At 72.5% G+C, this 513-nt stretch carries 1 pseudogene; it reads left to right on the forward strand.

The features are described 5' to 3' along the window. Positions 1–33: 33 nt before the first annotated feature. Positions 34–513, forward strand: a pseudogene (locus LPA54_RS36610) (Fis family transcriptional regulator); the annotation flags it as partial.

A 513-nucleotide genomic window follows, 5' to 3' on the forward strand; every position in this document is an offset into this window, starting at 1 on the left:
CTGCGCGGCCGGCCGCGCGCATCTGGAGGCACGGTGACTGCGACGACCGGCAACGGAATGCCGCCGCACGACACCGACTGGTCCGCCCATCGCGGCATTCCCCTGATGCGCACGCTGGCCACCGCTCTCACGGTGCTCGACGCGGCCACCGGCCCTGACGCCTTCACCCTGCCCTACCCACCCGAGGTGCAGCGCGCCCTCGACCGGACGGTGCTGGCCTGCCTGGAGCGCGGGGCCGAACCTCCGGTGAGCCTTCCGGACCTGCTGTCGTGGTGCCGCGAGCGGCCGGTGGCCGACTGGCCGGTGGACCTGCCGACCGAGGCGGCCGGACCGGACGATCTGCTGCTCGACCCGGACTCCTCACGCCCGACCGAGCTGTGCTACGAGTGGGCGGAGCAGTTCTCCGACAGCGCGCTGGTTCTCTACGACCGTGAGATCGTCCGCGCCGCGCTGCGGTTGTGCCGCGAGTACGGCGAGGAGGACGCGTACACCGAGTTCCGGCGACTCCTGGTC

It is taken from the genome of Streptomyces sp. DH12 (assembly GCF_020873895.1).
In the GTDB taxonomy this organism is placed as follows: Bacteria; Actinomycetota; Actinomycetes; order Streptomycetales; family Streptomycetaceae; genus Streptomyces.